The organism is Kitasatospora sp. NPDC056076 (genome assembly GCF_042266305.1).
Classification (GTDB): domain Bacteria; phylum Actinomycetota; class Actinomycetes; order Streptomycetales; family Streptomycetaceae; genus Kitasatospora.
This window is the reverse complement of the sequence record NZ_JBHJWG010000028.1, coordinates 50,385-75,121: the sequence shown is the minus strand read 5'-3', so window position 1 is coordinate 75,121 and position 24,737 is coordinate 50,385. Positions and strand designations below refer to the sequence as shown.

General features: G+C 73.7%; 21 protein-coding genes. 4 read left to right on the top strand and 17 right to left on the bottom strand.

Annotated features, from left to right (window positions below):
• Positions 1-245: 245 nt before the first annotated feature.
• The 6 genes from ACFC1T_RS23105 to ACFC1T_RS23080 all read right to left on the bottom strand — a co-directional run bounded on the left by ACFC1T_RS23105 (position 246) and on the right by ACFC1T_RS23080 (position 5,113).
• Entirely contained in the window at positions 246-908 is a 663-nt protein-coding gene (locus ACFC1T_RS23105; RefSeq protein WP_375891429.1) for a Pr6Pr family membrane protein, read from the bottom strand.
• Between the two features lie 138 nt (positions 909-1,046).
• On the bottom strand, positions 1,047-1,979 hold the full coding sequence (locus tag ACFC1T_RS23100) for a phosphotriesterase (RefSeq protein WP_375891427.1): 933 nt from the start codon (positions 1,977-1,979) through the stop codon (positions 1,047-1,049).
• On the bottom strand, positions 1,976-2,494 hold the full coding sequence (locus ACFC1T_RS23095; RefSeq protein ID WP_375891426.1) for a carboxymuconolactone decarboxylase family protein: 519 nt from the start codon (positions 2,492-2,494) through the stop codon (positions 1,976-1,978). Before ACFC1T_RS23095 ends, ACFC1T_RS23100 begins: the two co-directional genes overlap by 4 nt.
• A 17-nt stretch (positions 2,495-2,511) precedes the next feature.
• Entirely contained in the window at positions 2,512-3,096 is a 585-nt protein-coding gene (locus ACFC1T_RS23090) for a DUF4865 family protein (RefSeq protein WP_375891424.1), read from the bottom strand.
• A gap of 123 nt (positions 3,097-3,219) precedes the next feature.
• Complete coding sequence (locus ACFC1T_RS23085; RefSeq protein ID WP_375891422.1) at positions 3,220-3,786, bottom strand: TetR/AcrR family transcriptional regulator; 567 nt, start codon at positions 3,784-3,786, stop codon at positions 3,220-3,222.
• A 307-nt stretch (positions 3,787-4,093) separates the two neighbouring features.
• Positions 4,094-5,113 carry an LLM class flavin-dependent oxidoreductase gene (locus ACFC1T_RS23080; protein WP_375891420.1) on the bottom strand — a complete coding sequence of 340 codons (1,020 nt, stop codon included), beginning with the start codon at positions 5,111-5,113 and terminating at the stop codon, positions 4,094-4,096.
• A gap of 522 nt (positions 5,114-5,635) precedes the next feature.
• On the opposite strand from ACFC1T_RS23080, the gene ACFC1T_RS23075 reads away from it, so the two are divergent.
• A complete protein-coding gene (locus ACFC1T_RS23075; RefSeq protein ID WP_375891418.1) occupies positions 5,636-6,628 on the top strand; it encodes an aldo/keto reductase in 993 nt (330 codons plus the stop codon).
• A gap of 154 nt (positions 6,629-6,782) precedes the next feature.
• On the opposite strand, the gene ACFC1T_RS23070 is transcribed toward ACFC1T_RS23075, so the two are convergent.
• The 6 genes from ACFC1T_RS23070 to ACFC1T_RS23045 form a co-directional block, all read right to left on the bottom strand.
• The gene (locus ACFC1T_RS23070; protein WP_375891416.1) at positions 6,783-7,856 is read right to left on the bottom strand and encodes an LLM class flavin-dependent oxidoreductase; all 1,074 of its coding nucleotides are present in this window, start codon (positions 7,854-7,856) and stop codon (positions 6,783-6,785) included.
• A gap of 3 nt (positions 7,857-7,859) precedes the next feature.
• The gene (locus ACFC1T_RS23065; RefSeq protein WP_375891414.1) at positions 7,860-8,765 is read right to left on the bottom strand and encodes an ABC transporter substrate-binding protein; all 906 of its coding nucleotides are present in this window, start codon (positions 8,763-8,765) and stop codon (positions 7,860-7,862) included.
• A gap of 152 nt (positions 8,766-8,917) precedes the next feature.
• Positions 8,918-9,742, bottom strand: coding sequence for an ABC transporter ATP-binding protein (locus tag ACFC1T_RS23060; protein ID WP_375891413.1), 825 nt, complete (start codon positions 9,740-9,742; stop codon positions 8,918-8,920).
• Entirely contained in the window at positions 9,739-10,605 is an 867-nt protein-coding gene (locus ACFC1T_RS23055; protein ID WP_375891412.1) for an ABC transporter permease, read from the bottom strand. The genes ACFC1T_RS23060 and ACFC1T_RS23055 overlap by 4 nt, the downstream gene beginning before the upstream one ends.
• Positions 10,602-11,630 carry an ABC transporter substrate-binding protein gene (locus ACFC1T_RS23050; RefSeq protein WP_375891410.1) on the bottom strand — a complete coding sequence of 343 codons (1,029 nt, stop codon included), beginning with the start codon at positions 11,628-11,630 and terminating at the stop codon, positions 10,602-10,604. Before ACFC1T_RS23050 ends, ACFC1T_RS23055 begins: the two co-directional genes overlap by 4 nt.
• Positions 11,631-11,874: 244 nt before the next feature.
• Complete coding sequence (locus ACFC1T_RS23045; protein WP_375891408.1) at positions 11,875-12,861, bottom strand: ABC transporter substrate-binding protein; 987 nt, start codon at positions 12,859-12,861, stop codon at positions 11,875-11,877.
• 588 nt (positions 12,862-13,449) lie between these two features.
• On the opposite strand from ACFC1T_RS23045, the gene ACFC1T_RS23040 reads away from it, so the two are divergent.
• On the top strand, positions 13,450-14,232 hold the full coding sequence (locus tag ACFC1T_RS23040) for an IclR family transcriptional regulator (RefSeq protein ID WP_375891406.1): 783 nt from the start codon (positions 13,450-13,452) through the stop codon (positions 14,230-14,232).
• Between the two features lie 241 nt (positions 14,233-14,473).
• Here ACFC1T_RS23040 and ACFC1T_RS23035 read toward each other — a convergent pair whose 3' ends face one another.
• The 5 genes from ACFC1T_RS23035 to ACFC1T_RS23015 form a co-directional block, all read right to left on the bottom strand.
• Complete coding sequence (locus tag ACFC1T_RS23035; RefSeq protein ID WP_375891405.1) at positions 14,474-15,229, bottom strand: winged helix-turn-helix domain-containing protein; 756 nt, start codon at positions 15,227-15,229, stop codon at positions 14,474-14,476.
• A 722-nt stretch (positions 15,230-15,951) separates the two neighbouring features.
• The gene (locus ACFC1T_RS23030) at positions 15,952-16,599 is read right to left on the bottom strand and encodes an ATP/GTP-binding protein (RefSeq protein WP_375891403.1); all 648 of its coding nucleotides are present in this window, start codon (positions 16,597-16,599) and stop codon (positions 15,952-15,954) included.
• Positions 16,580-17,188 carry a DUF742 domain-containing protein gene (locus ACFC1T_RS23025; RefSeq protein WP_375891402.1) on the bottom strand — a complete coding sequence of 203 codons (609 nt, stop codon included), beginning with the start codon at positions 17,186-17,188 and terminating at the stop codon, positions 16,580-16,582. The genes ACFC1T_RS23030 and ACFC1T_RS23025 overlap by 20 nt, the downstream gene beginning before the upstream one ends.
• Before the next feature lie 8 nt (positions 17,189-17,196).
• Positions 17,197-17,616: a roadblock/LC7 domain-containing protein gene (locus ACFC1T_RS23020; RefSeq protein WP_375891400.1), complete on the bottom strand. Its 420-nt coding sequence runs from the start codon at positions 17,614-17,616 to the stop codon at positions 17,197-17,199.
• Positions 17,613-20,765 (bottom strand): nitrate- and nitrite sensing domain-containing protein, encoded by a 3,153-nt coding sequence (locus ACFC1T_RS23015; protein WP_375891398.1) that lies wholly within the window; start codon positions 20,763-20,765, stop codon positions 17,613-17,615. The genes ACFC1T_RS23020 and ACFC1T_RS23015 overlap by 4 nt, the downstream gene beginning before the upstream one ends.
• Positions 20,766-21,315: 550 nt before the next feature.
• Here ACFC1T_RS23015 and ACFC1T_RS23010 point away from each other — a divergent pair.
• Positions 21,316-23,145 carry an AMP-dependent synthetase/ligase gene (locus tag ACFC1T_RS23010; RefSeq protein ID WP_375891396.1) on the top strand — a complete coding sequence of 610 codons (1,830 nt, stop codon included), beginning with the start codon at positions 21,316-21,318 and terminating at the stop codon, positions 23,143-23,145.
• Positions 23,146-23,419: 274 nt separating this feature from the next.
• A complete protein-coding gene (locus ACFC1T_RS23005) occupies positions 23,420-24,586 on the top strand; it encodes a polysaccharide deacetylase family protein (RefSeq protein WP_375891474.1) in 1,167 nt (388 codons plus the stop codon).
• The last annotated feature ends 151 nt before the right edge of the window (positions 24,587-24,737 follow it).

Here is a 24,737-nt window from a genome sequence, read left to right as displayed (position 1 = left end):
CGGTCGCCGGCGGGGTCCGTGCCCTCCCCCATCGGGCACGGGCCCCGTCGGCGTCCTCGTTCTCGGGCGTCCTCGTGCTCAGACGCCGTCGTTCGCAGGCGTCCTCGTTCTCAGGCGTCGTCGACCGGTCCGGCCGGGGTGCCGCCGGGCAGGGCCACCGGGTGGCGGTCCGGATGGTCGGGTCGGCCGCCGCCGTACGGGCGGGCGGCGACGGCCGTCAGCGGGTCAGTCTCAGCCAGTCGCTCTCAGCCGGTCGCCCGGGCGCGGGCGTGCCGGCCGTTCGACGCCACGCCCCGCCGGGCGTCGCGGTGGGCGGCGAGGGCGTTGCCGACCGCCGCGAGCGCGGCCCCGAGCAGCAGGAACGCCACCGCCAGCAGGAAGCACGCCCCCGCGATCCGGCGGTAGCCGCCGTGTCGGGCGGGGTCGAGGAACGGGTACGGGTACCAGCCCGCGGCGTGGCCGCGGAGCAGCGCGTACGCCACGTAGAGCAGCGGGAACCCGAGCCAGCCGAGCACCGTCCGGGCCCGGACGGGCCGGGCGGGCGGGTCGACCAGCCAGTCGGCGAGCGCGAGCAGCGGCATCACGCGGTGGACCACGTCGTCCACCCACGGGATCACCAGCGGCGCCGGGTACGTCGCCAGCAGCGTGCCGTACGCCAACCCGGTGACCACCAGGTAGAGCAGCACCGCGCCGCGCACCGCGTCCGGCACGGGCCGGCGGCCGGTCAGCCCGGCCCAGCCGCCGTAGCCGAGGACGGCCGCTCCGGCGAGGTTGGCGAGGGTGGTGAAGTAGCTGAGGAAGTTCACCACCCCGGAGCCGTCCGTCGCCGCGTGGTAGCCGGAGAAGCAGAGCGCGACGACGAGGAAGGCCGCGACGGCGAGCCGGGCGGGGGCGAGCCACGAGTGCATCGTCGGAACCGCCTCTCTGGGGCGTGGTCCGGACAGGGGCTCTTCGGATTCAAACCCCGGCGGGCGGACTCGGCCACACGAGGGACCGCATCAGGGAGCACATCAGGGGCTGTCTCGGGGCCCTCCGTGGGGTGCGCCTCAGGGGGTTCGCCAGTCCGCGGCGAGGGCGGCCGCCGGGTTGGTGACCAGCAGCAGGTCGCACAGCTCGGGCCCGAAGGTGCGGGCCAGTCGCGGGACGAGGTCGGTGAGCAGCCGGGTGGGACCGCCGACCTCGCGGGCCGTCCGGGTGGTGGTGTCGGCACCGAGCAGGAGCCGGTGGGCGTGGCCCGCCTCGACCAGGTCAGCGATCACCTCGAAGGCCTGGAGGTCGGCGGGGTGGCCGATCCGCGAGGGACTGTCCAGGGCGAGGAAGGCCCCCTCGGCGGCGAGGCTGCGGTGCAGCGACCGGTCGGTGAAGCGGGTGAGGTGGCCGAGGAGGATCCGGCCGGGGTCGACGCCGTGCCGCCCGTGCAGCCGGTCCAGGACGCCGTGCGGGTCGCCCTCGGGTTCGAGGTGGACGGCGATCGGGGCGCCGGTGGCGTGGTGCGCCTCGGCCGCGGCGGCCGCCGTCCGGCGGGTGTGCCCGGTCAGCGGGCCCGCGTCGTCGGCGATCTTGATCAGGCCGGCGCGGACGCCCGCGGGGGCGCCGGGGAGCCCGGTGACGAGCTCGGTGACGAAGTGCTCGGCGAGCTCGGCCGACGCGGTGGGGGTGCCGGCGGGGAACCGGTCCTCGGGATAGTGGACCGCCTGGTGCGCGCCGGTGGCGGCGACCACGTGGACGCCGGTCGCGCGGGACAGCGCGGCGAGGGAGCCCGCGCCGCGCCCCATGCCCTGCGGGGTCCACTGGACGAAGGAGCGGCCGCCGGCCGCGGCGTACTCGCGCAGCACCGCCTCGGCGGCGACCGGGTCGTCCAGCTCCTGGCCGGGGAGCAGGGGACTGCGGATGAAGAGGTGGTCGTGGGAGTCCGTGACGCCCAGCTCGCCGGGGGCGAGGTCGCCCAGGACGGTGCGTACGGTGCGGGTGGCGGTCATGCCACGTCCTCCGCCGAGGCGTCGGTCACGGGAGCGTCGGCCGCCGACGCGTCGGTCGCCGGGGCTTCGGAAGCCGGGGCTGCGGACGCCGCGAAGGTGGCGGTGGCGACCCGGAGGCCGGCCAGGGCCTTGGGCAGGCCGACGTACGGGGCCAGGTGGACGATCACCTCGGTGATCTCCTCGCGGCTCATCCCGATCCGCAGGCTGTTGCGCACGTGGTCGGCGAGCTGCGGCTCGACCCCGCCGAGGGCGGTGAGCGCGGCCAGGTTGGCGATCTGGCGGTCGCGCAGGGCGAGGCCGGGGCGCTGGTAGGTGCCGCCGAAGAGGCTGGTGACGATCCAGTCGGCGAAGCCCGGGGCGATCGCGTCCAGGCCGCCGAGGGTCCCGGCGGCGGCCGGACCGGCGAGCTCGGCGAGCAGGGCGTAGCCGGCTTCGCGGTCGAGCGGCGCCGGCGTGAGATCGGCGGGGGCCATGGCGGTAGGGGTGGTGGGGGTGGTGGGGATCGTGGCGGGCATCGCGGTGTGGGGACCTTTCACCAGTGGCGGCCGGCCGGCAGCCGGTCGAGTTCGGGGCGGGACAGGTGCAGCACCCGGAAGCGGGTGCCGGGCGCGTCGTCCGGGGCGGGACCGGACCACAGGGCGAGGCTGAGCAGTTCCCAGCGGCTCGGGTCCACGGCGACGGCCGCGGTGTGCAGGGCGGGGTTCGACGGGTGTGCCGGGAGCTCGGCGAGGGCCCGCTCGACGGCCTCGGCCGGATCGGCGCTCTCCGGGAGCCGGACGACCGTACGCGTGGCGGTGCTCGGGGCCTCCGTCCGGTCGCCTTCGGCCAGGCCCGCGCCGAGCCAGTGGCGGACGACCGGGCGGCCGAAGTCGGCGCTCAGGCCGCGGAAGCCCGGGCCCCAGAGGAAGCGGTTCATGCCTTCGGCGGTGCGCCAGAGGTAGAACGGCGCGTACTGGTTGACCGGCGAGCCGTCCTGGCCGCGTTCGCGGACCAGGTACGCCTTGAGGCCGAGGCCGGGATGGGTGTCCAGCAGGTGGCCCTTGTCGGCCACGCGCCGACGGATGACGGCCATGTCGTAGTCGGCGGGAAGGGTGATCTCGTACTGCATGGCGTGCACGGTGGGCTCCCTGGGTCGGGGGCGGGTCTCGGCCGTCGAGTCGCCGTCGTCGGCCGACGGTCGTCGGTCGACGGTCCTGCCAGACGGTCTCGGCCGGTGTACGGGGGAGGCAGTCGCCGCCGGTCAGGCCCGGCGGTGGGCGCCCAGCAGGCCGAGGGCGCCGCGGACGGCCTGGTCGAAGGGGGCAGCGCTGTCCGCGGCGCGGGCCAGGACGTAGCCGCCCTGGACGACGGCGACCACGGCCGCGGCGGTGTCCGCCGGATCGAGGCCGGCGGCGAACTCGCCGTGTGCCTGGCCCTCGGCGACCAGCTCGGCGATCCGGCCGCGCAGCCAGTCGAAGGTCTCCTCGACGGGGGCCCGCAGCTGCGGGTCCGCGACCACGTCAGGGTCCTGGGCCATCCGGCCGATCCGGCAGCCGCGCAGCACCTCGCGGTCGCGGTGCAGGTAGGCGGCGATCCGGTCGTACGCGGTGCCCGGGGCGGCGAGGTCGGCCTCGGCGATGCCCCGCAGCTGCTCGGCGCTGCGGCGCAGGGCGGCGGCGGCGAGGTCGGACTTGCCGTCGAAGTGGTGGTACATGCTGCCCTGGCCGACGCCGGAGCGCTGCTGGATGGCCTTCGGACTGGTGCCGACGTAGCCGCGTTCCCAGAGGAGGGCCTGGGTGCTCTCGATGAGGCGGTCCTGGGTGGTCATGACTCCACTGTACATACCAGTAGGTACAGAGGGAAGGGGTTTCTCCGGCACGGCGGGCGGGACCAGGGGTGGGTGCGGTGCACCAGGGGTGGGGCCGGTTTCGAGCGACTTCGGGCGACTTCGGCGGAGGCGGAGGAAAGACCGAGGGCCGTGCGCCGCCCCCCGGCGGCCACGGCCCCTCGACCGTTCGTCATCCCCCGCGCCGGCCACCGGCATTCGGCCCGGCCCGGTGGCGCGCGTCACGTTACGCACGGTGTCGGGCGTCACGCCGCGTAGGGAGTGCGCGGCGCCCTGCGCGGGCGGGCGCTCAGGGCAGTTCGCGCCGGATCACCGGCGCCACCTCGGCCGCGAACAACTCCAACTGCTCCCGCTGCACCTCCTCGGTGAGCGCGTCGACCCCGATCCCGACCACCTCGTTGCCGAAGGCCTCGTGGTAACGGTGGATCTTCTCGACCACCTGTTGCGGGCTGCCGACCAGGGCCGAGCCCTCCTCCAGCGCGTCCTCCAGTGAACGGAACGGCGAGTTGTTGTGCTTGCCCGCGGCCGAGTTGACCATGGCCTCCCAGTACGGCCGGTAGCCCTCCACCGCGTCCTGCGAGCGCCTGGCGACGTACAGTCCGCCGAAGCCCGCGCCCACCCGGGCCTCCTTCGGGTCGCGGCCGTAGTGCTCCCAGCGCTCGCGGTAGTCCTCCACCAGGGCCCGGTACTTGGCCAGCGGATGGAAGGAGTTGGCGGAGAACAGCGGATCCCCGTAGCGGGCGGCGAGGTCGGTCGAGCGGGTGCTGGTCGCACTGCCGTGCCAGACCGGGATCGGGTCCTGGAGCGGGCGCGGCGACACGGTGGCCTCCGTGAGCGGCGGACGGGTCGAGCCCCGCCACGTCACCTTCTCCTCCCGCCAGAGCCGGTGCAGCAGAGCGTAGTTCTCGGCGAGCGCCTCCCACTGACGCTCCTCCGGAAGGCCGAACAGGCCGAAGTGGCGGGGGTCGTTGCCCTTGCCGATGATCAACTCGATCCGGCCACCGGAGAGTTGGTCGAGCATCGCGTAGTCCTCGGCGACCCGGACCGGGTCCAGGATGCTGAGCACCGTCACCGTGGTGAACAGCCGGATGGTGCTGGTGCGGGCGGCGATCGCACTCAGCAGCACGGGAGGCGCCGGGGAGAGGAACGGCTCGCCGTGCCGCTCCCCCACCCCGTAGCCGTCGTAGCCGAGTTGCTCGGCGAGGACGGCCTGGTCGACCACGTTCCACAGCTTCTGCTGCGGGGTGCGGTGGATGCCGGTGACGGGATCGGGGGCGTTGGCGACGAGGGACGAGACGGTGAACCGCACGGCGGTCTCCTAGGGGCGCTCGGTGGTCGGACGACGGAACGGCGCTGGGCCGTCCGGGGCGCTGCGGGTGCGGGACGCGCGGGATGCGGGACACGCGGGGTGCGGGACCGGTGCGAGGAGCCCGAGGTACGGAGCCCGTCACGGGGAGTCCGTGACGGCGAGTCCGTGACGGGGAGTCCGCGACAGGGTGGGCGTGGCACCGGCGGAGGCGCGGTACGGCGGCGCTGCGCTCGGACGGGCAGCACCGGAGGTGGACCGGGGCGGGCCTGGCGGCCCGCGGGCGGCGTCAGCGCACGGTGCTGCGGCGGTGACGGCGACAACAGCGGGGCACGACGGTCACGGTGGCCTCGGCCGGTACGGTCCGGACTGCCATCACGCTCCCCCTCCGCCTCGTCCGCGCGCGGCCGCACCCGGCCCCGCGCCGTCCCACCTGGTCCTCCGCGAGGATAAGCAGCGGAGGGAGGCGGGGCAAGACACTCCCAGGGACTTGATCGGGCGGAGCCGACTGGCAAGATGTCCGGCATGAGCTACCTCGCCGCGGATGACCGCTATGCCTCGATGACCTACCGGAAGGCCGGCCGCAGCGGAGTTCAGCTGCCCGCCGTCTCACTGGGGCTCTGGCACAACTTCGGTGACGCCCAGCCGCTGGAGGTGCAGCGGGCGGTGCTGCGCCGGGCCTTCGACCGGGGCGTCACCCACTTCGACCTGGCGAACAACTACGGGCCGCCGTACGGCAGTGCGGAGCGCAACTTCGGCTACCTGTTCGCGCAGGACTTCCGGCCGTACCGCGACGAGCTGTTCATCGCCACCAAGGCCGGCTGGGACATGTGGCCCGGCCCGTACGGGAACGGCGGCAGCCGCAAGTACCTGCTGGCCAGCCTGGACCAGTCGCTGGGCCGGATGGGGCTGGACTACGTCGACGTCTTCTACTCGCACCGCTACGACCCGGACACCCCGATCGAGGAGACGATGGGGGCGCTGGACAGCGCGGTGCGCTCGGGCAAGGCCCTGTACGCGGCGATCTCCAACTACCCGGCGGAGCAGCACCGGGAGGCGGTGGCGATCCTGCGCGAGCTCGGGACGCCGGTGCTGCTGAACCAGTCGGCGTACTCGATCCTCAACCGGAACGTGGAGGAGGGCGGCGTGCTGGAGGCGGTGGGCGACACCCGGACCAGCCTGATCGCCTATTCGCCGCTCGCCCAGGGACTACTGACGGACCGGTACCTCTCGGGCCGGGTCCCGGCCGGCTCGCGCATGTCGGTGGGGAAGTTCCTGACCGAGGAGGTGCTGACCGAGTCGAAGCTGGACCAGCTGCGGGCACTGAACAAGGTCGCCGAGGAGCGCGGACAGACGCTGGCCCAGCTCGCCCTGTGCTGGGTGCTGCGGGACCCGCGGGTGGTCTCGGTGATCATCGGTGCGAGCAGCGTGGACCAGCTGGACCAGAACCTCGACGCACTGGCCGGCGGGCCGCTGACGGAGGAGCAGCTGGCCGAGATCGACCGGCTGAGCGTGTGACGGGAACTTGGTTGGGGTGACGGGGCACTGCGGCGGGTGACGGATGACGGATGACAGCTGACAGATTTCGAAATCTGTCAGCTGTTATCTGTTATCTGTTCGTCGACATCCGTCACCCGTCACCCGTCGGCCAGCGGCCAGCGGCCGAGGGCCGTCAGCGGCGAATACCCAAGGCCGGAAGAACCGTTTCCGCTACTCGATGGGCCTCCTCCAGCAGCGGGTTCCCGGAGAGGATGAAGGTGTCGACGCCCAGCGCCTCGAACTCCTTCAACCGCTCGACCACCTGGGCCGTCGACCCGACCACCGCCGTCCCCGGACCGGGCCGGAACAGGCTCATGCCCGGCCAGAGATTGGGGTAGGCCTCCAGCTCCCGGGCGCGCGCCGGAACCTTTCCGCCGTGCTGGCGGAACTGGCGCTGCCACCCGACGCCGTCCTCCCCCTCGGCGGATCCCAGCTGCCGGGCGTACGTCGCCTCGCTCGTCACGTCCAGCAACCGGTCGGCGGCGGCCCAGGCCTCCTCCTCGGCGTCCCGGACGATCAGGTGCAGCCGCAGCCCGATCCGCAGGCTCCGTCCGTGCGCGGCGGCGCGTTCGCGGACCAGGTCGAGCTTCTCCTTGAGCAGGTGCGGCGGCTCCCCCCAGGTCAGGTAGACGTCCACGTGCTCGGCGGCCATCTCGATGCCGGCCGGCGAGCTGCCGCCGAACCAGAGCGGGATGCCACCGGGCTGCGCCGGGGTGAGCTCGCGCAGGCTCGCACCCGCGTTCTTCAACCGGTAGAACTCGCCCTCGTGGTCGAAGACTTCGCCGGCCGTGAGACGCTTGACGATCGACCAGTACTCGGCGCTGAGCCGGTAGCGGTCGTCGTGCTCGACGTCCAGGCCGTACTCGCGCAGCTGCGCGGTGGAGCCGTTGACCACGTTGAAGCGCAGCCGCCCGCCGTGCAGGTGGTCGAAGCTGAGCGCCATCTTGGCGAGCAGGGTGGGCGAGACCAGTCCGGGGTGGACCGCCAGCAGCGGCTTGAAGGCCGGCCCGGTGGCCGCGGCGAGCGCGCTGCCGAGCGTCCAGACGTCGTACAGGTCGGTGGCGAGCAGCGCACCGGTGTAGCCCAAGCGTTCGACACTGCCGGCGAGTTGCTGCAGGTACCGGAGGTCCACCGGGCGTCGGCCGGACGGCTCCCAGGGGTAGTGTCCTTCGCGCGGGATGATGTACCAGAGGACTTCGGAGGCCACGGCTCAGCGGTCCTTCCCGAGCGCGGCGGCCACCGGGGCCTCCAGAGCGGACAGTTGGGCGTCGGCGACGGTCAGCGCGCGGTCGATGAAGCCGACCCGGTGGAAGATGTCCGCCGCCTCCTGCTGCTCGGCCACGAACGCGTCGGTGGCCGGCTCCAGTTGCCAGGGCAGCGCGACGAGCGCGGCACGCCAGTCGGCGACCGTTCCGCCCAGCTCCCGGGCCGCGATCGCGGCCGCCTCGGCCGGATGGGCGGCCGCCCAGGCGTCCGCCCGGCGCAGCGCGGTCGTGATCGCGGCGACCACCTCGGGGCGGTCGGTGGCGAAGTCCCGGCGGGTGAAGAAGACCGAGCGGTCGGTGATGACGTCCCCGGTGCGGACCAGCGCGCGGAACTCGCCACTGCGACGGGCCGCGGCGAGCTCGGCGCCCTGGGCGATCCAGCCCGCGATCTCGCCCTCGCGCAGCCTCCGGGCCTGGTCCTCCCCTGCCACCGGCCGCGCCGGTGTGACGTCCTCACCGTACGAAAGCCCGTGCGCGTCCAGGGCCTTGGCGAGCAGGTGGGTCTGCCAGGAGCCGACGCCCAGCACGACGGTGCCGCCCTTGAGGTCGGCGACCGTACGGACCGGTCCGCCGTCCAGGACGAGCAGTGCGCCGTGGTCGGGGCGGGGTGCGGAGACCACCGCGTACACCAGGTCGTGGCCGGCCGCCTGGGCGGTGATCGGCGGGGTCGAGCCGGTGCCGCCGAAGTCGATGGTGCCGTCGGCGAGCAGCTCGCCGGTACGGGTCCCGTCGGTGTAGTGGTGGAACGCGCCGCTCTCCCCGAGCGGGGCCAACTCCTCGTCCAGGTAGGGCAACCGGGCGAGGTAGTAGAGCGTGGGATTGCTGGCGTGGACGCCGAGGGTGACGGTCATCTGGTCAACTCCGGTGGTGCGTAGGGGCTCGTGCGGAAGACGTGCGGTGGGGTTGCGGGGGAGGGTGGAGCGGTCGAGCCGCAGAATGGCGGTGCGATGGAGTGGTGGAGTGGTGGAGCGATGGCGTGGTGACGGCGTGGCGGAGCGCCGGTTCAGTGGACGCCGAGGTCGGCGAGCAGTAGGCGGCGCAGGTCGGCGAAGGCGGGGTCGGCCGGGTCCCGGGGGCGTTCGACACCGACGGGTTCGTCCCGGACCAGCAGACCGTCACGCAGAACGGCGACACGGTCGGCGAGCCGGACGGCCTCGTCCACGTCATGGGTGACCAGCAGCACGGCGGGGCGGTGGCGGCGGACGAGATCGCCGACCAGGTCCTGCATCCGCAGCCTGGTCAGGGCATCCAGTGCCGCGAACGGTTCGTCCAGGAGCAGGAGTTGCGGTTCGCGCACGAGCGCCCTGGCCAGTGCGACGCGCTGTGCCTCGCCACCTGAGAGGGTGGCCGGCCAGTCCTCGGCGTGCCGCTCCAGGCCCACCTCGGCGAGTGCCTTCAACCCGGTCTCCCGGGTCGCCGCGCCGCGCGGCAGACCGACCGTGACATTGGCCAACACCCGCTTGGAGGGGACGAGTCGGGGCTCCTGGAAGACCACCGTGCGGACCGGCGGCACCAGCACGGTTCCCCCGTCGGCTTGGTCCAGCGCGCCGAGGATCCGCAGCAGGGTGGTCTTCCCGGTGCCGCTGGCGCCGAGCAGGGCGACGAACTCGCCCCGGGCGATGGACAGGTCGACGCCGTCGAGTACGGCCCTGGTGCCGAACACCCGGCGCAGGCCGCGCAGATGGACGGCGGGGGCGGTATCTTCGGCGGTCGCGGCGGCAGTCACGGCGGCGGTCTCAGTGGCGGTCTCAGTGGCACTCGCGGCGGTGCTCACGGCAGCGCTCACGGTCGAGGCCGGAGCGGAGGCCGACTCGGTGGGGACGGTCATCGGGCAGCTCCTCGGACGGCGCGGCGCCACGGCATCAGCAGCCGTTCCAGGATCCGGACGATGCCGTCGGCGGCGAGGCCGAGCAGACCGTAGATCAGGATGCAGACGGCGAGCACGTCGGTGCGCGAGTAGTTCTGGGCCTGGGCCATCAAGTAGCCGATGCCCTCGGTGGAGTTGATCTCCTCGGCGGCGATCAGGGCGATCACGCTGAGCGTCATGGAGAGCCGCAGGCCGGACAGCAGGGAGGGTAGCGCCCCGGGCAGCACGACCGTCCGTACGATCGCCCAGCGGCCCAGGCCGAAGCTGCGCATCGCCTCCACCAGCTTGCGGTCGGTGTTGCGGACCCCGCCCGAGGCGGAGACGTACATCGGGAAGCTGGTGGCCACCCCGATCAGGGCGACCTTCGCGGTCTCGGTGATGCCGAACCACACCATGAACAGCGGGACGAGCGCCAGGAACGGTACGGTGCGCAGGACTTGGATCGCGGAGTCGAGCAGTTCCTCGCCGAGGCGGGTGAATCCGGTCACCACGCCGAGCACCAGTCCCGTGGTGGCACCGAGCAGCAGTCCGAGTCCGGCCCGGGTGAGCGACACGGTGAGGGCGTCGGTCAGCTGACCGTTGCCCCACAACTCGCCGACCGCTTCGGCGACCTGGGACGGTGAGGCGAGCACGTCCTGGGTGAGCGCGCCGGTGGCGGAGGCGAGCGCCCAGCCGCCGAGCAGCGCCAGCGGACCGAGCGTGCGCAGCAGCACGGCGAGGGCGCGCGGGCGGGGCCGTCGGAGCTGGGCACGCGGCGTCACCAGGCCCGCGGCCCGGGCCGCCCGGGTGCCCTCGGAATCCTGTTCCCTTGCGAGCACGGTCACTTGGCGGCACCGCCGAAGGTGTCGATGTCGATCAGGTACGGCTTGACGTCGACCAGCTGCTTGGTGACCTTCTGGTCGGCGAAGAACTGGGCGACGGTGCCGAAGCGGGCGGTGTCGGCCGCCGAGATGGCGTCGGCCGGAGTGCCCTGCCGACTGACGTTCACCGCGACGTCCTTCTCGGCCGGGGTGACGGCGGTCGGGCCGGAGTCGGTGAAGACGTTGAGGTAGGCGGCCGGATCGGCCTTCTCCTTGGCGCCGTTGTCGCGCAGGTAGGCGTAGAAGGCCTTGACCACATCGGGGTGCTTGTCGGCGAAGCCGTTGCGCACCGCCCAGACCGCGTAGTTGTCGGAGCCGATCGCCTTGCCGTCGACCAGGAAGTGCGCGCCGGCGTTGGCGATGGTGGGCGTGGAGAAGGTGTTCCAGGTCGCCCAGGCATCCACCTGGCCGGAGTTGAAGACTCCCGAGGTCTGGTCGGCGCGCAGGTAGACCCGCTGGACCTGGTCGGCCGGGACGCCGTTCTTCTCCAGCGCCTTGAGCAGGAGGTACTCGCTGGTGCCGCCCTGGGAGACGGCGACCTTCTTGCCGACCAGGTCCTGCACGGTCTTGATGGGCGAGTCGTTCTTGACCAGGATGCCCTCGCCGACGCCGTCGGGGGCGGTCTGGGCGAACAGCTTGAAGCCGGGCTTCTGGGCGAGCGCGGCGACGGCCGAGGTGATCGAGCCCTGGGCGACGTCGAGCTGGTCGGCGGACAGGGCCTGCGCGGCAGGGGCGAAGGGGCCCGCGCTGCCGGTCCAGGCCACCTTGGCGTGGACGGCCGCCAGGGCCCGGTCCAGCGAGCCGTCCTTCTTGCCACGGGCGAGGAAGCCGTTGTTCCCGGGGTCGGGCAGGCGGAGCACAGCGTCGGCCTTGCCGCCGGGCCCGCCTGCGGCGGAGGCACTGCCCCCGTCGGCGGACGAGCCGCAGGCGGCCAGGGCGGTGGTGGCGAGCAGCGCGGTGGCGGCGAGGGCGAGGCGGGCGGTGTTCACGGGGTCTCCAAAACGGGTGACAGATGACAACTTTCGAAAGTTGTTCGCTGAACTCTGTTATCTGAAATCTGTTCGCTGAAAGTTGTTCGCTGAAAGTTGTTCGCTGAAAGTTGTTCGCTGAACTCCGCCGGACTCCGCCGAGCGGCCTCGGACGGCAACGGGCGGCGTCGGGCAGCACCGACCGACGCCACCGAGCGGCACGGCTGACCGGCATTGCCGACTGGCCGGACGAACGAGCGGACGGTCAGCTGGACACGCTCGCCACTTGCTCCCCTCCCGCAGCCCGCCGACCGCGCAGCAGGTCGCGCGCGGCGCGGAGCGGCTCCGGGTCGGCCCAGGCACGGATGTCGACCGGTGAGGCGAGGAAGCCCTGCCCGGCGAGGAAGCGTTCCTGCTGGGCCAGCAGCCCCAGCCGTTCCTCCGAGAGGTCCAGATGCAGCGTGCGATGACTGCCCGCCGCATAGGCGCCCTCGACGCCCTCCGCACCCGCGCCGGTCTCGGCCTGGAGGATCCTGGCCACCTCCACCGGACGCTCGGCGGCCCAGTCGGCGGCCTCCAACAGGACCGCCAGGAAGCGGGCGACCAGCTCCGGGCGCTCGTCCAGCAGCCGCTGGTGGACGGTGACCGGCCGGGGCGTGCCGTTGTTGACCCGGGCCCGGCGGTCCGGAGCCGCGTCCAGCTCCACCGCCACCTCCGCGCCGATCCGGCGGGCCGCTTCGACGGCCAGCGCCCCCTTCACGTACACGGCATCCACCAGGCCGTCTCGCAATGCGGACAACTCGGCGAACCACTGCCCGCCGCCCGGGACGGCCGGGACGTCGACCAGTTCGGCGTCCTCCAGTCCGAGACCCGCGAGCGCCAGGGCGCCCCGGAAGCCAGCCAGGGCCATGGCCCGCCAGAAGTCGATGCCGATCCCATGATGTGGAACCGCCAGCCTCAGCCCGCGCAGCTGCCCGGGCTCACTGATGCCGCTCCCGGCTCGGACCAGGACGACCTGTCGCTCCTCGATCCAGGTCAACCCGATCAGCCGGGTCGCCTCACCGCGCGAACGGGCCCACAGCGCGGGGACGTTGCCGCCCTCGCGGAAGAGCCCGGTGAGCGCGTGGGTGTAGTGGTGGTCGGCGGCCACCTCCGGCGGGGCGTCCTGGAGCGAACGGACGGCGATCCCGTCCGGGGCGAACTCCCGTGCCAGCCAGCCCTGATCGGCGGCGATACCGGTCGCGGTGGGCACCGGGCAGCGGGTGAACCAGAGGGTTTCGGGAACAGCGGAGGAGCTCGGCGAACGACTGGGCACGGGGCGTGGTCCTCTTCGGGGGCTCCGACGGCGGTCGGAGGCAGCGGAGTTCGGGTGCGCCGACGCCGCACGGCACGGCGCACGGCGGCGAGCGGGAAGCGGAGCGCGGAGCGCACGCCGCACGGCGCACGGCGTACGAAGGCGCAGGAGGAGCGGAACGAGGAGCGTCAGCGACAACAGGGACAGGAGGGAACACACCGGTGGGACGTCACGGCGCTACTCCTTCCGGTCCGGCGCACGGGGATCCACGCGTCGCGGCACACGGGTGCACCGAGCGCGGGCGAGGTGGGGTGGCGACGACGATGGCGATGGCGCGCCGTCCGTACCGAGGAGCCGGGCGGCGCGATGCGAGGAGCGTTCCACGCCGGTCGAGCCGGAGGCAAGCCTTTGCCACATGGTGGGATCAGTTGTTCATCAACGCCATTCCATTGCAACGTCGTTGACACATCTCCGCAGCACTCGCTGCCCTACGCTGAGACTCCCTCCGGCGCGCCGCCCGGAGCCACGAACCGAACGCGAGGTGCCATGGCCGAGGCCGCCACCGCCGTCCAGAGCCCCCCGGCCGGCGCCCAGGCCGTCCAGCGCGCACTCGGACTGCTGCACTGCTTCCACGACAACGGCCCCGACCTCAGCGCCTCGGACCTGGCCCGTCGGATGGACCTCTCGGTCTCCACCGCGCACCGGCTCGCCCGCACGCTGGTCAGCGCCGGGTTCCTGGAGCAGGACGATCAGACGGCCCGCTACCGGCTGGGCCCGGCGGTCGCCGAACTCGGCCAACTCACCTTCCACCAGCGCGGACTGCACCTGGCCGGCCCCGAACTGGAGCTGCTCTCCCGACGCACCGGAACGACCGCCGACCTGGCGATCCGCAGTGGCCCGCACGCCGTCATCCTGGTCGGCGGCTCGGTCCGGCCGGACACCGGGCTCGGCCTGCGCCGCCCGCTGCACTCCACAGCGCTCGGCAAGGTCCTGCTCGCCTGGCCGCGCGCGGGCGAGGCGGCGGTGTCCGCACTCGGCCCGCTACCGTCCTTCACCGACCGCACGATCACCGAACCGTCTCTCCTGGAAGAGGAGTTGGCTCGGGTGCGGGCGGCCGGTCACGCGCTCAACGACGGCGAGTCCGCCGCCGGGGTGCGGACGCTCGCGGTTCCCGTACTGGACGCCGCCGGGCAGGCCCGGTTCGCGCTCGCGGTCCGCTCGACCCCGGCGCACCTCACCGACGACCGCCTGGACCGGTTCCTGACCCCCGCCCGGACCTGCGCCGAAGCCCTCTCCGTCCTCCTGCTGCCCCCCGACCAACGGGCCTGACCGGGGCGCCCGCACAACCGGTCCATCCGACTCGTACCGCCCGCCCACGCGCAGCGCCAACACGCGGCAGCGGGCCGCCCGTTCACGGAAGGAACGGGCGGCCCGCTGTGACGCAGAGCGGCCTCACGCCGAAGGCGGTCGGCCACAAGCGGTCGGCCGAAGACGGTCGGCCACCGACGGTGGGCCGGAGAGGGTGGACCGAAGACCCTGGGCCAACGGCCGGACAGCGCGGAGCAGCAGCTCAGTTGACCGGCGTGTACTTGTACCCGACCCGGCGCACCGTCACGATCGAGTCCCGGTAGGCGGGGCCGAGCTTGCGGCGCAGCCGGGCGACGTGCACGTCGACCGTGCGACCGTCCCCGACGTGGCCGTAGCCCCAGACCGCCGAGACCAGGTGGTCCCGGGTGTGCACCCGCTGCGGGTGCTCGGTGAGGTGGGCCAGCAGCTCGAACTCCAGGTAGGTGAGGTCGAGCAGCCGCCCGTCGACGTAGGCGTTGCGGCGCTCGGCGTCGACGGCGATGCCGCGTCCGGCGGGCCGGACCGGACGGACGGCGGCCGGTGCGGCGCCCGTCCCCGCAAGACCCGAACCCGCAAGGCCCGATCCGGCGCCACCCGGCAGCGTGCCCGGCGCGGCGTGCCCGGCCAGGCCGAGCGGACCGGCCGCCGGGCTCTCGGCCGGCACCAGCACCAGGTAGCCGACCATCGGGTGACCGGCGGGCGCGCCGGTCTGCGCGCCGTACTGGGCGAGCAGGCCCTGCGGCAGCACTCCCTGCGGCAGGGCGGCGACGACGGCCGCGCCCTCCGGCAGTGCGGCGAGCAGCGACGCCGGCGCCGGCGGGGCGACCGCCCCGGACTGGGGCGGGACCGACGGGCCGGAGGGCACGGCGGAGGGAACAACGGAGACGGGCGGGACGGAGACCGGGGGAACGGAGCGGACCGCGCGCAGGTGCGGGGTCGCGACGGGCAGGGGCAGGGTGGCCGTGGAGGAGGAAGACATGGTGTGCCGCTCATTTCGCGCGTGACGGACGGGGTGGAGTCGTCTGCGCGTCGACCGGGCGTACTGCCGGAGCTGGACCGGGGGGACCGGGTTCAGCGGGCGGAGGGCCGGGACGCGCTGGGCGAACCCGGACACGTCTGATCGAACAGGTGTGGCTGCCGGGACGGCCAGAACGGTTCGAGGGAGTTGCTGGGGCGAACGGTGTTCACTGGTGGTCTCTCCGCGGGGCGGGGCCGGATCGGTCGGCCGCGGGCGCTCCTGACGTGCGGTCCGCTACGGCCTGGTCGACGGGGTCGGTGGTGCGTCGGGCGGCGGCCGGGTGCAGGCCTGGGGTGCCGGGGACGTACCGGGGTGGAGGAGGCCGGTCAGCGACAACAGGCGCTGCAGATCAGCGCGTGGTCGATGTAGCGGCGGACGGTGAGCACCGGCATGACGGGGCCGGGCACGGCGGTGATGCGTCGCTTGCCGACGGTCATCCCTGCTGCCCTCCCCCTTCGTCCTGCCTCGTCGCGCTCCACGCGCTTGCGCTTCGTTGCGCTTCGTTGCCCGCGCGGCGACACACCCATGATCCGGTGCGCGCCGGGACGGCTTACGTCCACAGAGCCTTCCACGCCCGAGCCTGTCTAGGCAACCTTCCGCGCACCGTTCGTCCGACATGTGGACCACCGAATGAGACGTCGGGTGCACGAAGCGCCCCTGACCAGGACCGATCCCACGGAGCCTCAGGTCCGGGCCGCAGCCCGCCGACGGAGCTCGGCGGCGTGCTCGACCAGCGCCACGAGCAGTCCCTTGCCGTCCTCCCGCAGCCGGGCGTCGCACAGGACCACCGGGATGCCCGGGTCGAGGTCCAGCGCGTCCCGGACCTCCTCCGGGGCGAACCGCTCGGTGCCGTCGAAGCAGTTGACCGCGACCAGGAACGGGATGCCGCGCTGCTCGAAGAAGTCGACCGAGGGGAAGCAGTCGGCCAGCCGCCGGGTGTCCGCGAGCACCACGGCGCCGAGCGCGCCACCCGCCAGCTCGTCCCAGACGAACCAGAACCGGTCCTGCCCGGGCGTCCCGAACAGGTAGAGCGCGAGGCCGGGCCGCAGGTCGATCCGGCCGAAGTCCATCGCCACCGTGGTGGTCCGCTTGGCCTCCACGCCCGAGGTGTCGTCCACCGGGCGGCCCAGTTCGCTGAGTTCCTCCTCGGTGCGCAGCGGCCGGATCTCGCTGACCGACCCGACCAGGGTGGTCTTGCCCGCGCCGAACCCGCCCGCCACCAGGATCTTCACCGCGGCGGCCGGACCGCCGCGCCAGCGCGGGTCGTCGGCGCTCCCGGCGGGCTTCGCGGCGGTGCTCGGCGGGGTGGGGTCAGAGCGCACGGAGTCCATTGATCACGTCTCGCAGCAGGCGCTCGTCCGGCAGCTCGGCGAGCGGAACGGGTCGGGTGACGCTGATCAGGTCGGCGTCGTAGAGGTCGCCGAGCAGGACGCGCACGACGCTGACCGGCAGGTCGGTGTAGGAGCCGAGCTCGGCGACGGACAGCGGCTCGTGGCGGCACCAGGCCAGCAGGGTCTGGTGCTCCGGGTCGAGGACGTGCGCGGGCACGGCCCCCGCGTCCGGCCCGGGCTCCTTGGCGGTGACCAGCGAGATCAGGTCGAACAGCCCCTCCTCGACCGGCCGGGTGCGGCCCCTGGTCATCGAGTAGAGCCGCACCACCGGTCCGGCCTCGTCGTCGAACCACCGGTCGTCGACCGGGGTGCGGGGCCGGAACAGGTCGACCTCGGGTCCGCCCGGGGTGTCCTGCTCCGGCCCCGCACCGTCGGGGGCCGGGCCGTCCGGCTCCGTGCCTTCCGGGGCCGTGCCGTCGGAGGCCGCACCGTCGGAGGCCGGGCCGACGGGCCGCGCACCGTCCGGGGCCGTGCCCGCCGGCTCCGCGCCCTCCGGGGTCACCGAGCCGTCCGCCATCGGATCCGCCATCGGACCGCTCAGCCCCTCGGCGCGGCGGTTTCGGTGCGCGGCTCGGCGGCCATGTGCTCGCCGACCCGCTTGACCAGCAGGGCCATCTCGTAGGCGATCTGGCCGATGTCCGCCTCGGCCTCGCTCAGCACGGCCAGACAACTGCCGTCGCCCGCGGCCGTGATGAACAGGAACGCCTCGTCCAGCTCCACCATGGTCTGCCGGACCCCGCCGACCTTGAAGTGCCCGCCGGCCCCCTTGGCCAGGCTGTGGAACCCGGCCGCGACCGCGGCGAGGTGCTCGGCGTCCTCGCGGTCGAGGTCGCGCGAGGCACCGGTGGCCAGCCCGTCGCTGGAGAGGATCACCGCGTAGCGCAGGGCCGCGACCCGGCCCACCAGGTCGTCCAGGAGCCAGTTGAGGTCCCCGGACGGCTGCGTCGAAGTGGTCATGAATCAGTTCCTTCCGCTGGAGCGGGTGGTGCGGGTACTACGAGGGCTGCGGATCCTGCGGATCCTGAGGGTGCAGCGGGTCCTGCGGCCGTAGCGGGCACTGCCGGTGCTACGGGTCCTGCGGGTACGACGGTTCCTGCCGGTGCTACGGGTCCTGCCGGTGTGGCGGGCACTGCCGGTGCTACGGGCACTGAAGGTGTCACTGGTGGTACGGCCGGGACGGCCGCAGGGTTCCGCCGCACCGGCTGGCCCGGCGGGATCCGACGGGCGAGCGGCGCCCGGGCGGCGTCCCCGGGCGGGGGTGCGGGCAGCGCCGCCGGGGCGGGCGCCGGGCTGATCGCCAGCCGGGAGGTGTCCGGCGGCTGCCAGCGCGGTACGGCGACGGGCCGGGCACCCGACGCGGCCGTACGGTCCCCCGGGGCGGTGGTGCCGCGGCCGCGGGTGAAGCCGCGCTGGAACGAGGCGAAGGTGGCCCTGGCCTCCTCCGGCGAGCGTTCCCTGACCTCCGCGGCCCGGTCGGCCTCCCCTGTATCGGCGGCCTCCGCCGACGGTCCACCGGCCCGGCCCGCGGCCCCGGGTTCCCCGCGGAGGCGGTCCTTCGCCAGTTCCTTGAGCTGCGGAGCGAGGTTCGCCTGCCGGACCCGACGGGGCAGCCCGCCGGGCGTCCGGGGCGCGGCGTCGGCCCCAGCCGCGGCGACGGGGGCGGCGCCCCCGAACACGGCGTCCACCGGCGCGGCATCCACCGGCGCGGCATCCACGGGCACGGCGTCCACCAGGGCGGGCACCGCGGCGACCGCGGCTTGCGCCGCGTCCCGCCGGTGCCGCCCCGTGCCCGACCCGCTCTCGACGTCCGAGGACGGCGCGGGCACCAGCACCGGACCGCCCTTGGTCCGTGCCGCCCGGCGCGGCAACCCGTTGGCCGTAAGCCCGGTCTCGGGCACGGACGGCCGCGGTCCGCCGGTCACCCGGTGCCGCCCGCCCGTGCCCCCGGCGGGCACCGGACCGGCAGACCCGCCCGGGTACGGATCCGTGGACGGCGACGTGGACATGGACGTGGACATGGACGTTGACGAATCCGCGAACGGAGACGCGCCCGCGGACGGGCCCGCGGCGGCGCCGGAGGCCGGGTCGGGCACCGCGACCAGGTCACGCCGCCCGGCCGTACGCCCGGCCGCCCGGCCCACCGGCCGTCGTCCTCCACCCGCGACACCGCCGGCACCGCCCCCGGCCGCGGGCGGCTCCGGCAACCCGTCCGGTGCCTCCGCCAGCAGCTCGCGCGGGATCAGCACCACCGCCGTCGTCCCCCCGTACGGGGACGGCCGCAGGTGGACCCGGATGCCGTGCCGCCGGGCGAGCCGGCTGACCACGAACAGCCCCAGCCGGTCGGTGTCGGCGAGGTCGAACTCCTGCTCCTCGGTGATGCGTTCGTTGATCTCGGCGAGCAGCTGCTCGCTCAGCCCGAGTCCGCGGTCGTCGATCTCCAGCGCGAAGCCGTGCGCCACCACCTCGCCTTGAACGGTGACTTGGGTGGTCGGCGGGGAGAACACGGCCGCGTTCTCCACCAGTTCGGCGATCAGGTGGGTGACGTCGGCGACGGCGCTGCCGAGCAGGCCGGTGCCGGGGAACGGCCGGACGGTCACCCGGGCGTAGTCCTCGACCTCACCGACCGCCGCGCGGACCACGTCCACCATCCGGACCGGCTTGCGCCAGGCGCGTCCGGGCGAGCCGCCGGCCAGGATGATCAGGCCCTCGGCGTGGCGGCGCATGCGGGTGGTGAGGTGGTCGACCTTGAAGAGGTCCTCCAGCTCCGCCGGGTCCTCGGTGCGGCGCTCCATGGTGTCCAGCAGGGTGAGCTGCCGGTGCAGCAGCACCTGGCTGCGCCGGGCCAGGTTGACGAACACCGCCGCGACGCCGCGGCGCAGTTCGGCCTGCTCGACGGCGGCCTCCACGGCGGCCCGCTGGACCGCGTTGATGGCCTGGCCGACCTGTCCGATCTCGGCATGGCCGAAGCGCAGTTCGGGTGCCTCGACGGCGACGTCCACCGGCTCGCCGCGGCGCAGCCGGAGCATGACGGACGGCAGTCGGGTGCTGGCGAGCTCATTGGCCGCGTTGCGCAGGTTGATCAGCTCGCGGGCCAGGCCGCGCCCGATCCGGAAGGAGATCATCACCGACAGCACGACGGCGACCAGGCCGATCGCGCCGGCGATGCCGCCGCGCCACAGCGCCGCGATCGCGGCCGAGCGCCCGCGCTCGTCCATCCCTGCGGTGATCCGGGAGTTGATCGAGGAGAGATCGCCGAGCGAGCGGTCGGCGGTCTCCCGCCAGTTGTCGCCGTTGAGGGCCTGGACCACCCGGTCGGGGCCGCCGGCGCCGACGAAGTCCGCCTCGGCCCGGGCCAGCGCGCCCCAGGCCTCGCCGCCGCGCAGCGCGATGTAGTCGGCCTGGTCGGCGGGTTCCAGCTCGGCGATGTAGACGGTGAACAGGGCCTGCTGGTTGTGCAGGGCGTCCAGCGCGGCCTGGTACTGCTCGGCGGTGGGCCGGGCGGCGCCGGTGCGCAGGCCCTCCATCGCCGCGTCCTCCTGGGAGAGGTACTCGCGGGCGCGCACCAGCTCGATCAGGATGGTGCCCTGGCGCGGGAGTTGGCCGCTCTGCCGGGCGACGTACGCGGACCGGAAGCCGAAGACGGGGCGGATCAGGTCGCTGTACTGTCCGAGGGCGAACTCCCAGTTGAGCGCCAGTCGGCCGACCTGGGCGCGGAGCGGGCCGAGCTGGTCGGCCGCGGCGATGATCTGCAGCAGGCGGGCCCGCTGGCCGGTGGAGAGCCGGTCGCCGGCGGCGTCCTTCTTCTGGCGCAGCACCGCGAGGCTGTGGTCGGTGGCCGTCCGCGCGTGCTCGAAGCCGTCCCGGGCGACCGGCGAGTTCGGGTCGGCCAGGTGCTGGACGGCGGCGCGGCGCTCGTTCTGCAGGTCGCCGGTGTACTGGTCCACCGCCGCCCCGTAGTCCTTGTACGCACTGCTGATCGACAGCTGGCTCCAGGCGTCCCCGGTGGCGGCGAGCGTCGCGTACGCCCACAGGGCGACGAGCGCGACGATGGGCACCAGGAGCAGCGCGATGATCTTCGCGCGGATCGAGCTGCTGCGCAGACGCATGGAGTCCTCGGTCGGGGAAGTGCCAGGCGCGGACGGGGAGCGGTTCGGAGGGCTTCCGGGGTACTGGTGGGACGGCAGGCTGGACGGCGGGCGGGGCGGTACTCGGGGAGTCCTGGACAGGGAGCTGCGGGGGCTCCCGGTCACGGGTCTGCGAGACTCTACTACGCCCTGACCACACGTTCGAGGGTCGAACCGTTCCGCTTCTTCGCCTTGCCCCGGACACGTCAGGGGACGGCCGCGATCCACCCCGCTCCACCCCGAGCCGGACCCGGCCCCTCCTCCCCGGCCCGTCGCCGTGCCGTCACCGACGACTCCCACTCGGCTCCCGGGGCACCCCCGGGGCACCCACCGCCGCCTCCGCGACTCCTCCCCAACTGCGACACCATCCGTGCTGACCGGTGTCGATCTCGTCGCGTCACCGTCACAACCCTGGGCAGTGACAGGCCGATCCGATAGTTTCGCACCACCCCGCACGACCGGGCGCCGCCATCCCGGTGCCCGTGCGCCGGGGCCGACGGACAGCGCCGCGAGACGCGAACTGGGGAGGACTGTGCGCGAGTTCACCACCCCCGCCCCGGCCGGGCCCGAGGCCACCGGAGGACTCGCCGACTCCTTGTACGACACCGCCGAACGCCGCCCCGACCTGGTGCAACTGTCCCGGCGGACCGGCGACGGACGTTGGCAGGACGTCACCGCACGGGAGTTCCGGGACGACGTCCTCGCCCTCGCCAAGGGCCTGCTGACCCGCGGCGTGCGCTACGGCGACCGGGTCGCCCTGATGTCCCGCACGCGTTACGAGTGGACGCTGTTCGACTACGCACTCTGGTCGATCGGTGCGATCACCGTCCCGGTCTACCCCACCGCCGCGCCCGAGCAGGTCCGCTGGATCCTCGCCGAGACCCAGGCGGTGGCCTGCCTGGTCGAGGACGAGGACGCCGCGATGACCGTCGGCGCGGTCTGCGACGCCCTGCCCGACCTGACCGGGATCTGGCAGCTGGACCGCGACTGCGTCGCCGCGATCACCGAGGACGGCCTGGGCGTCCCCGACGCCCTGGTGCACCGCCAGCGGCTCGGCGTCACCGCCGCCAACATCGCCACCGTGGTCTACACCTCGGGCACCACCGGACGCCCCAAGGGCTGCCTGATCAGCCACGCCAACCTGGCCGCCGAGGCCGACTCGCTGCTCGCCGGCTGGGGCGAGGTGCTGCGCGACACCGGCGGTGGCGGCCAGCCCGCCACCCTGCTCTTCCTACCGCTGGCGCACGTCTACGGACGGGCGGTGCAGATCGCGGCGATCCGCGGCGGCTTCCGGATCGGGCACGTCCCCGAGGTCTCCACCGACGCGCTGCTGCCCGCCCTGGCGAGCTTCCGGCCGACCTTCCTGCACGCCGTCCCGTACGTCTTCGAGAAGATCTTCCAGCGGGCCAGGCGCGCCGCCGAGGAGGCCGGGCGCGGCGAACTCTTCGAGCAGGCCCGGCAGGTGGCCGTCGACTGGGCGGCCGCCCGGGAGCAGAAGGCCTTCGGCCGCGGCCCCGGGCCCGGTACGGCCCTGCGGCTGCGCCACCTGGCCTACGAGCGGACCGTCTACCCGAAGCTGCGCGCCGTGCTCGGCGGGCGGGTGCGCACCGTGATGTGCGGAGGCTCCTCGCTGCGGCGGGACCTGGGCCTGTTCTTCACCGGCGCCGGGCTCCAGTTCTACGAGGGCTACGGCCTCACCGAGACCAGCGCGGCGATCACCGCCAACCCGGCCGGCCGGCAGAAGCTCGGCACCGTCGGACAGCCGGTGCCGGGCGCCTCGGTGGCCATCGCGGACGACGGCGAGGTGTGGGTGCGCGGCGGCTCGGTCTTCGGCGGCTACCTCAACCACCCGCAGTGCACGGCGGAATCACTGGTCGACGGCTGGTTCGGGACGGGCGACCTGGGCCGGCTGGACGAGGACGGCTACCTCACCATCACCGGCCGCAAGAAGGACCTGATCGTCACCAGCAGCGGCAAGAACCTCGCCCCGACGGCACTGGAGGAACGGGTCGAGGCGCACCCGCTGGTCTCCCAGTGCCTGGTGGTCGGCGACGACCGCCCGTACGTGGCGGCGCTGATCACCCTCGACCCGGCCGCGCTGGCGCACTGGCTCAAGACCCACGGACGGGAGCAACTGGACGCCTGGGCGGTGCTGGCGGACGAGCAGCTGCACGTCGAGGTCCAGCGCGCGGTGGCGGCGGCGAACACCGCCGTCTCGCGGGCCGAGTCGATCCGCGCGTTCCGCCTGCTGCCACGGGAGTTCAGCCTGGAGCAGGGACTGCTGACCCCCTCGCTCAAGCTGCGGCGGACGGCGATCGCGGAGTACTACTCGACGGACATCGAGGAGCTGTACCTCTCCTGAGCCGGGCCTGACCTCCGTCCGAACCATGCCGTCGGGCAGGTCTTCTGACGTACCGTCTTGTCCCGTTTCGGGACGGATCGTTCGCGCTGCGGTTCACCTGCCGTTCCCTTGACGGGTGGATTGGTCCAGTCCATTGTTGCTCTTCGGTCCGAGTGCGGCGCACCTGCACCACCCGCTCCCGCCCCTCCGGGAGCGCCCCGGTTCCACGGTCCAGATTCCCGTTCCGCGCCCTCCCCACGGGCGTGCCCCCACCTGCTGGAGTCCTCACGTGTCCATGTCCACGCGCCTGTCCGCGCTGGCCGCCTCCGTCGCGCTGCTCACCGCCTTCGCCGTCCCGGCGGCCTCCGCCTCCCCGACGGCCTCCCCGACGGCCTCCCCCGCGACCCCCGTCCCCCCCGCCGGCGGCGCGGGCGCCACGACCGTCAACCTGGCCACCAACCCCGGCTTCGAACTGCCCTCCCCCGCCCTCGCCGACTGGGGCAGCATCCCCGGCTGGAGCTGCACCGGCGGCCCGGCCGAGGCGGCCGTCACCACCTCCGGCGCACACTCCGGCACCTCGGCGCTCACCGTCACCCCGGCCAACGACGACTCCACCGGCGAGTGCGCGCAGACCGTCGCCGTCCAGCCCGGCACCACCTACACCGCCTCGGCCTGGGTGCGCGGCAACTTCGTCTACCTGGGCGCCACCGGCACCGGCCGGGACGTCGCCCCCGCCTGGACCGAGACCACCTCCGGCGGCTGGCAGCAGCTGACCACCCGCTTCACCACCGGCCCGAACGCCCACAGCATCCGGCTGTACGTGCACGGCTGGTACCAGCAGGGCCCGTTCTCGGTGGACGACGTACGGGTCGACGGCCCGGCGCCCGCCCCGGCGGTGGCGGCCGGCTCGATCCCGACCACCGACAAGGTCGTCTTCTTCACCGTGGACGACGGCTGGCAGCGCACCCCCGAGGCGGAACGCTTCATCGCCGACCACCACCTGCCGATCACGGCCTTCCCGCTGCCGATGCCGGCCGGCACCGACCCGGACTTCTTCAAGCGGGTCACCGCCGTGCCCGGCTCCTCCGTGCAGGACCACAGCGTCTCGCACTCCGACCTGAGCAAACTCCCCCTGGAGCAGCAGCAGGTGGAGATCTGCGACGCGCGCGACGCGATGACCCGGCTGTTCGGCACCGCGCCCGTGGTGTTCCGCCCGCCGTTCTTCGCCTGGAACGCCGACACCCTGCAGGCCGCCGCGAACTGCGGCATCCGCACCGTGCTGACCGCCGACGCCGACTACAGCTGGGGCGCCTCCAACATCTGGCACCCGGGCCCGCTCCAGCCGGGCGACGTGATCCTGATGCACTGGACCGACACCCTCGCCACCGACCTGCCCCGCGCCCTCGCCGACGCCGACGCCGCGGGCCTCAAGCCGGCCGGGCTGATCGACTACCTGCACTGACCGGCCCGCCCCCGGGCGGCGAACGGATGGCAGTCGACGCATGACAGCTGACAGATTTCAGATGATGAAATCTGTCAGCTGTTCTCTGTTATCTGTCATCTGTTACCCGTCATCCCTTCGCGGTCGTCCCGTCGCTGCCACCGTCGGCCCC